General features: G+C 55.0%; 2 protein-coding genes. One reads left to right on the forward strand and one right to left on the reverse strand.

Annotation, left to right across the window (positions count from 1 at the left end):
* Nucleotides 1-27: 27 nt before the first annotated feature.
* Nucleotides 28-4,791, reverse strand: a complete 4,764-nt coding sequence (locus VH413_13485) for an immunoglobulin domain-containing protein (protein HEX3799703.1) — start codon at nucleotides 4,789-4,791, stop codon at nucleotides 28-30.
* 341 nt (nucleotides 4,792-5,132) lie between these two features.
* On the opposite strand from VH413_13485, the gene VH413_13490 reads away from it, so the two are divergent.
* The gene (locus tag VH413_13490; GenBank protein HEX3799704.1) at nucleotides 5,133-8,561 is read left to right on the forward strand and encodes a glycoside hydrolase family 76 protein; all 3,429 of its coding nucleotides are present in this window, start codon (nucleotides 5,133-5,135) and stop codon (nucleotides 8,559-8,561) included.
* Nucleotides 8,562-8,672 lie beyond the last annotated feature (111 nt).

Raw genomic sequence — 8,672 nt, forward strand, 5'->3', positions numbered from 1 at the left:
GCCCCGATTTATTAATGTCCGCCAGTATTAAGGCAGCACCAGTTGATAGAACTCTTGCGAGCCCGTCACCGGCACTGTGACTTGATTCATTCCGCTCACCGTCGTGACGGCGTTCGTGACGTTCGACCAGCTTGGCGAGGTCAGGCTCGCGCTCTTTTGCAGGACGTAACCGCCCACACCCGCCGGCCAGGTCAGGTTCAGATTCGTGCCGGACGCAGTTGCCGACAGATTCAGCAAGCTGATGAATTGGAAGTTGCTGACTTGCTGGGTGGCGAAGCTTCCGCCGTCAGCGCCAGTGAATCCGACATAAGCCGTGTTTGCACCTACCGTTGACGGCACGTTAATGCTGGCCGACGTCGAATAGGAGGTGCCGGCATTCGTATCCTGCAAGGTCAGCGATGCTTTCCCATTAAGATAAGTCAGCGTGGTTGCGATGACATCTCCGCTCGAGATAAGCACGGGTGAAGGGAATGTATTCGGCCCAATGGCGCCGTTGATATCGAATGCGATACCCACACCGCTGGCCACACCGCCGTAAATGTTGAATTCAAGTTCAACACTGGGGATGATAGTGTTGAGGGCCAGGGTTCCACCACCAGCACCCAGCGCAGAAGCTCCGCGAGGATCGTTCTGGATGACAAACCCGATGCCGTCCGCAGGATTGCCGCCCCCGCTATCAGTCACTTGATAGAGCCAGCTTGCCTTGAAGCCGCCCACATAAACCGGGAAGCTGAAGAAGCTGCTGTTCGCCTCGCTGCCAAGGCTGGAGGTCAACTGGATCACGTTGGGAGCCACATACAAACTGGTTCCGCTGGTGCCCTGAGAGGTCCAGCCCGATCCTAGCCCATTGAATCCAAGCACCGGCAATACCGTAACTGCCGCTGTCGTTGATGCGGCCGTGCTGCCACCGTTGTTGGTGTTATTCACCAGGACTTGATAATTCCCGGAATCGCCCAACTCAGTGTTGAGGATCGTCAAGGTATTGCTTGTGGAACCAGAGATGCGGGCATTATCCGAAAGATTGGTTCCATTGTCCTGCCATTGATAGGTCAACGGCGGGCTGCCGCCGGCCGTCACCGACAGGACGAGTGGGTATCCCGAATACACGGCATACTGAGGTTGGAGATCCGTTTGGATCACCGGCGGGCCGCTAACCACGGTCAAAAACACTGGGGCAGTGGCAACCGAGCCAAAGGAATTTGACGCTACGAACTGGTAGTAATTTCCGTTGAGGCTCTGCGAAATATTCGCAAGCGTGAATGTCCCGTTGGTTTGTCCGGCTATCGCCGTGGTCGGATTAGCGCCATCCGAGTGATACCACTGCATGCTGAGCGGCGCTGTGCCGTAAGCTGAAGCCACAAAGGATATCGTGCTGCCTTCGGATGCCGTGATATTGGTCGGTGATATGAGGAGTCTCGGAGCTATGCCCGCCGCAAGGAAGTGGGCCTGCACCTGATTGGAGGTCAAGGCGTAGTTATAAAGCGAGACTTCGTCAACTGAACCTGAGAGTTGATCGCTCGGAGCAAACGCATTGGTCGTGGAACCGTTGCGCCAGCCGATAGTGAAACGGTTGGTGGGAGCATTATCCGCCAGGACGCCCATGCCGTTGGTTGGCAGTGGCACTAACGCAGCGAGTTGGCCGTCAACCCACAGATATTGACTTTTGTTGGGTTCGTCCAACACGGCAACGACATGATGCCAGTTTCCATCAGCATTTTTACTGTTGGCATTCGCGTTATGGGCCGCTCCGGCCGCGTCGCGGAAATAGAAGCGGAAGGAATTGGACGTGCCACCGGTATCAATAGCGAACTGTTCGCCACCGCCACCGTAGCCAAGGCAAACGATTCCCGCGCCGGCGATTTGGGCAAAACCATTTCCAGTTTGAAGAGGGTTGACCCAGGCTTCAATCGAGAAGGTACCGTCCTGGTTGGTAGGCTTCGCGAAGTTGATGCCTTGCACATCAGTCACGTAGCTGAAGTTCGTGTTCACCGTGCCGAACGCCGCTGCCGTGTCGGAATCGTTCGTGCTGTATCCTGCAACTCCGATAACGGCGTTGCTATAAACACCGTCGTGGCTTCCGACATAATCAATGGCCGCAATGCCATTATTACCGGCTCCATCATCAGGGGTTTCATCCAGCCGGAAATAGGCAATCGGATGGTCAGCCACGATGGCGTTGGCATACAAGCCGACCGGCGCGATGATTGTCAGATTTACAATCGAACTGGTGGTGACACCGAAGACGTTGCTAACCACAACATCGTATGTTCCTTCGTCAGCCATCGTAATGTTAGCCTTGCTGTAAGTGGCGTTTGTGGCGCCGGTTATTTTGGTGGTCGAATTTTGATACCATTGATAGGTGATCGGAGAAGGGCCATTGGCGACTACGCCAAACGAGAGCGTGGCCCCGGCAAACAAGGTCTGAGATGCCGGGAAAGGCTGGGTCGTGATTCCCGGCGCGATCGGGGTCAAGCTGCCGAGGAACTGAATTTCGCCTATCTGCAAGCCAGCCGCCGTCGTATTGGTCTTGGTGTTATTGAAAGTGACGCGATAGCTCGTGTAGCCAGAGGTATTCGCGAAATCAACTTCCTGCAACACATCGTTGGTGACGTTGATTGCCGAAACAGTGTCGAGATTGCGCGTGTCCGGCAAAGCCAAAGCTTGATCGGGCACAATCTCCGTCCAGTTAGTGCCGCTGTCGTTGGAACCTTCCAACATGAAATCCGCTGGATCGCTGGCCGCCGAGTTGGCAGTCGTATAAAACCGCAGGGCATACACGATGGAACTTCCGACTGCCGGCGTGATGACGAAGCTGACTGGGCCGTCGAACGGAGCAATGTTGGTTCCCGAAGTTCCGTAGTTCAAGTAAGGAGCCAAAGTCCCGTCAACCAATGAGGACGCGGTCTCGCCAGCGGGAGAGGCAAACACTTCCACGTCGGAGATCGAATCGCCAATCCGCGCAATATTCGTGCCGGTCGAATGCAGAAGGGTAAGCGGAGCAGGGGTGCGAAGCTGGACATTGGTCGTCACCGAATTAGTCACCAGGCAGGTGTAATACGCGACATCGCTCGCACCTACATCTGAAATAGTCAGGTTAGTTGTCGTGACTCCGCTGATAGTCGAGCCGGTGCCGGTGCTGCCGTCGCTCAGATTACTAAATGGACCATTGGGGCCGGGGCCTTTCTGCCATTGGAATTGCGGCGCCGTGCCGAAAATGGTGGCAACGCCGAATTGGGCCGTTTGACCCGCATACACATTCTGCGCGGCTGGAACTTCCAGGGGCGAGAGCGTCACCGCAATCGGATCCGTCGTCGCGCTAACTGCGAGAACGTAAGTGGTCCAATTCGCGCCGCCAGCCGAGAAGTATTTGCAGACGATGTTAGTGATCGGGCTCGTGGTGTGCAGCAGTTGGAATTGCGATTCAAAAATGCGGGGATCCAGGAACGGAAGATTGGTCACATTTTGAAGCGAACGGGCGGCGTTGAAATTCGCACGGCCATTCGCGCCGTAAGCGACGACCACCGGAACCCCCGCGCTGACGGTGCCATTGTTGAACCAATCGAAACCGAAGAAGAAGTTCGTTTCGTTCACCCCGTCCGCGTGTTGGAGAATGATGACGTTGGTCATCACGTTTGCCGCACCGATGGAAGCGCCGGCGGTCAGGAGCGAAACAGCGGTATAAGCCGCAGGCGTGATCGGGGTGATGTTCGCGATCTGATGATTCGTATCAATCAGCGTGGACATCGGACCCTGATAGCTGGGAGCCATCTGATATTGGCGCCCGGTCGAGATGCTGGTCAGGATGGAATTATGCGCCGGGAAACCGGAGAGGGGATGGTTGGTATCCCAGCCGACTTCGAACCAGGTATTGGCGCCCGCGCCGCCGGAACTGATGTTCGTTCCGTTATCCATCGTGGCGTTGTAAGGCAGCGGCAAAGGAGTTTGCTCGATGATGGGGTCGCCATCATAGCCGGTGACGGTGATGGGACTGAATGCCCCACCCGTGCTGCCGCTCATTGCAAAAATACAGCAACGACCGCCGTCATGATAGGTAAAGGAAATACTGGTCACCGGACTGGCCGTGTCAGTAAGAGGAATGTCCAACGACCAGAGAACGCACTGACTCACATTGCCGGTATTACCGTAGGCAGTGGTCGTGGCGCGACCCAGGGCGGAAAAAGCTTCCACTGGAACCAGCGTCGTGTTGTCCTGGCTGCCCGTGTAGGCGCCAGTCGTGCTATTAAATGCTCCGAACCAATCCGGTCCAATGATACCGTTGGTTTCAGACGTGCCGTCTTGATGGTTGACCACACAGGTCATGCCGCAAGGGCCGTTGCCGGCGGAAAGCAGCAGCGACAGGCTGCTGTAGGCGGCAGGCGAGGGGACAAAAAACGAACCGGTCGTATAGTTGTTCGTAAATCCCACCGGAATATTGGTATAATTGCCGATGAACACGGCGCAATTTCCCACATACGTCGGCGGCATCTGATACACGTGATCCGCTTTAAACCGGTTAGTAGCCAGCGTCCCGGGGTGAGGCAGGCCAAACGGGTTAATGGTCGTGGCGTTTAATAGATCCAAGCCGAGTTCAAAAAATGTATTTCCAGTTTGAGCTGGGCCGGCGTCCATGGTCACCGTGATCGCATTTTGCGAGGGCAGCGCCGGGTAGTTACTTTCGATCACGATATCGTAGGTAAAACTACTCGTAGTTAGTGGAACAGGTGAATAGCCGGCGTAGGTTTGGGCCGAAGCGCCCAACAATACGGCGCAGGCACTTAGTAGTTTGGACAATTTGATTTTTGTCATAGCGGTTGCGTGTTTCTCAGCAGGGACTAATGGATGGGTCTGAGTTGTTTTGGTTAAGGATAAGCATCGTAACTACTTACTGCTTCGATCTTTCTTTCAGCCAGATTTGCGGATTTCTGCCTGTTTCTAAGGGATTGAAATACAGTTACCAAAGTAAGTCTCCATTTGCAAGGGAAAATTTTTATTACACGCCTTTTACAAGCTATGGAAAACCCAGTACCAAGTTACATAAATCGGGTCTGAAAAACCTAAAATCGGGTCACGTCGGTAGGTAGTCTTTCGGATTGCGAGCAGGGATATTTTATGTTACAAGTCAGGGCTATCCGATGACCGCGCAACTGTTCACGAAACAAGCTGGTATTTGTCTTGCCGTCATGCTTGCTTCCGGCCTAACGGCGGTTGCGGCTTTTTCACCGATCGCTTTGACCGGCGGCAGTTACAATCAGGATGTCGTCGTCGAACGAACCGCGCCCGCCCCGTTGATCGCCGGTGGATATACCACGGCCTCAATGGACAGCGGAACGGGAAACTCCGCCACCAGTTGGTATGAGCAGGGCTATAACGTGAGCAGCCCAACCACCGGATTGCCCCACGCTGGCGCGACTTTCACTCACCAAAGCGCAGCCGATCACCATTATATCATGGCGCCGAGCTATGCCGCCCCGGATGCAGTCCTCATTGATTCCACGATTTCTCGCGCGACTCTCACGCTCACTTCGCCCGCCGCATATAATAAACTCTCCTTTTTGGAAAGTGGCGGACACAACGGCATCGTCTTCACTTATACCGTCCATCATCAGAGCGGCGCTTCCGAGACTGGCAACGGAACCATCATTGACTGGTTCAACGGCGCCAATCCGGCGTGGACGGCGAACGGGCGGGTGGACGTTGGCACCTTCGCTTTCAGCAATGTCAGCGGCAACGATCCCCGGCTTTACTCATTGGACATCATGCTCGCGAACAGCGCATCACCAGTCACGAGCATTGATTTCTCTTACGTTTCTGGCACCGGAGAGGGAGCCATCTTCGCCGTCAGCGGTTCCACCACGGCGGATTTCAATCCGATTGCGGTGACCGGTTTCAATGAAGACATCGTGATCGAAGCCACTGCGGGCGCATCGGGAAATCTTTCAGGATACACGACCAGCACAATGGACACCGGCAATGCCAACACCGCGAATACCTGGTACGAAAATGGTTTCGTCCGTACAGCGCCCACGACCGGTCTGCCGCCCGCCGGTTCCATTCTTACCAACGTCACCGCGCCCGATCATCTGTATGTCATGGCTCCGAGTTACGCCGCGAAGGATGCCCTGCTGCTGACGTCGAATGCCCCCACCGGCAACTTCGTTCCGGTCACACCGGCGAGTTATTCGGCGCTCTCATTTCTGGTGAGTTCCGGCAACGGCCCCGTCACCGTTGGCTACAGTCTGCATCATGCGAATGGCGTCATTGAAAGCAGTTCCTTTGCGGTTCCGGATTGGTTTTACGGAGCGCCGGTCGCTTTTTATGCCAATGGCCGCGTGAATGTCAGTTCCAAAACCGTGGATTCCATTAATGCCAGCAATCCCCGGCTGTACGCGATTGACGTGCCGCTGTCCACGACGAGTCCTGTCACTAACATCGCGTTCACCTGGCTCTCGGGCGGCAGCAGTTCCAGCGCGGTCCTCTTTTCCGTCAGCGGCGGAACGTCCACGCTCTTGCTCGCGCGGGACGATTTCAACATGAACACTGGCGCGGCCGTCCAATCTCTCCAGCAATGGTACAACGCCAGCGGCTTGTGGAACACCACCGGCTGGTGGAATTCGGCAAATTGCATCGAGGCGGTCGAAAACGACATCGCCGCGAACAACGATTTGCAATACCTCGCCATCCTTACCAATACCTTCAACTTGAATTCTGGCGGCAATTTCCTCAACGATTATTATGACGACGAAGGGTGGTGGGCGAATGCCTGGATTCACGCGTACGACCTCACCGGCAACGTAAAATTTTTGAACATGTCGAAGACCATCTTCGCCGACCTGACGAATGGCTGGGACCTTTCGACCTGTAATGGCGGCATCTGGTGGAGCAAGGACAAGACATATAAAAACGCCATCGCCAACGAGCTTTTCCTGCTCACGGCGATCCGGCTGCATCAACGCACTCCCGGTGATGCCGGCGTCGGCAGTTATTTTTATTGGGCCACCAACGAATGGTCGTGGTTCCAGGCCAGCGGCATGATCAACGCCCAGCATCTCATCAACGACGGCTTGAATTCTTCCTGCCAAAACAACGGCGAAACCACCTGGACTTACAATCAAGGCGTCATCCTTGGCGGCCTTACAGATTTATACAAAGTGACGGGCGATTCAAATTATTTGAACACCGCCATTTCCATCGCCAACGCCACTATCAGCACGCTCGTGAACAACCTCGGCGTGCTCGAAGAGCCTTGCGAAACGGGCGGCTGCGGCGGTGGTGATGTTCCTCAATTCAAAGGCGTCTTCATGCGGCATCTCGCCTATCTTTATGACGAGACGCGTTCGACTTCCTACTACAATTTTCTTCATCAGAATGCGCATTCGATTTGGTTCAATGACCGAAATGTTTTCAATCAACTGGGCTTGAAATGGTACGCCGCTCCCGACGCCGAGGACGCCGCGCGGCAAAGTTCGGCGTTGATGTCTGTCAGTGCGCTGGCCGAACCGGTTACGACATCGCTCCCGTTCGCGAAAGGTTCCGGCGATCCGGCATTCAGCCATGCGCTTGGGTTCGCGAATGGTTCGCTGGGATGGTCATGCAATCCCAGCAATACCGCCGCGCCGGGGCTGCTTCAATACGGCCCATCCATTTCCTATTTGTCCGCCGGTATGCACGCGGCACATTTTCAAATTGCCGTGGACGCCTTGAGCAACTCGCCCGCAAATCTCGCCCAAATTTCTGTGCTCGACGACACAAGCAATACGACTCTCGCCAGCGCAAATGTTTCGTGGAACGCTTTCGCCGAGACCAATCGCCCGCACGATTTTGTTTTGCTTTTCACGAACTCAACCACGCTCGACCCGCTGGAGTTTCGCGTGTTCTGGAACAACCTCGCCGGCGCGCCGACCCTGATTTTGAGTGATGTGACGGTGGATGGCTTGGTGAATTGGACGGCGGCAAACCTCACGCATGACACCGGACGCTTCGATGGATTCAAAGGCTGGGAGGCGGATCCAATTCGCGATAAAGCATCGGCATTTCTGGTGCGCGGACCTGGCACGAAAGAAATTCCCACCGGCGATTATGTTGCTCAATTTGAATTGCGGGTGGACAACTTCAATCTGGATAATTCTACTGTGGCTGCCATCTCCGTATATGATTTGGACCACGCGACAGTGATGGCTTCGGCGAACCTGACGCGCAATCAATTCGCGAACGTGCGTTACCAAACTTTCTCCCTGAATTTCAACGCCGTCGCCGGCACGCATTACGATTTTCGGACTTTCTGGTATTACAGTCCGAATGCCCCGCGCCTCACCCAGCGCAGTGTGATGTTGCGCCCCGGCCCGATGAGCTTTTTCACTTCCACGCAGGCCACCAATGGAACGGTCACGATGTCTTTCACCGGCGTGCCGGGCACGACTTATACCGTCGAAGCCGCCGATAATATTTCTAATCCGCAATGGTCGCCCCTTCAAACTGTCACTGTTCCGGCGGCGTTGGGGAGTGTGGAATTCACCGACGCGATTTCCTCATCCAATCGCTTATACCGGTTGAAGCATCCTTGACGAGATAGTAAGTGCTGTCAGCCCACTTATAAGTCGCGGCGGCACATTTATTACAAAATTATAATCAAATTAAAGGCAGCAAGTAGGAGAAAGAGGCTGACTTTCTCACTG

This window comes from Verrucomicrobiia bacterium, assembly GCA_036268055.1.
In the GTDB taxonomy this organism is placed as follows: domain Bacteria; phylum Verrucomicrobiota; class Verrucomicrobiia; order Limisphaerales; family Pedosphaeraceae; genus DATAUW01.

Excerpts from the sequence above, each read along its gene's own strand:
- VH413_13490 (HEX3799704.1), top strand. The coding sequence starts at position 5,133 with ATGACCGCGCAACTGTTCACGAAACAAGCTGGTATTTGTCTTGCCGTC.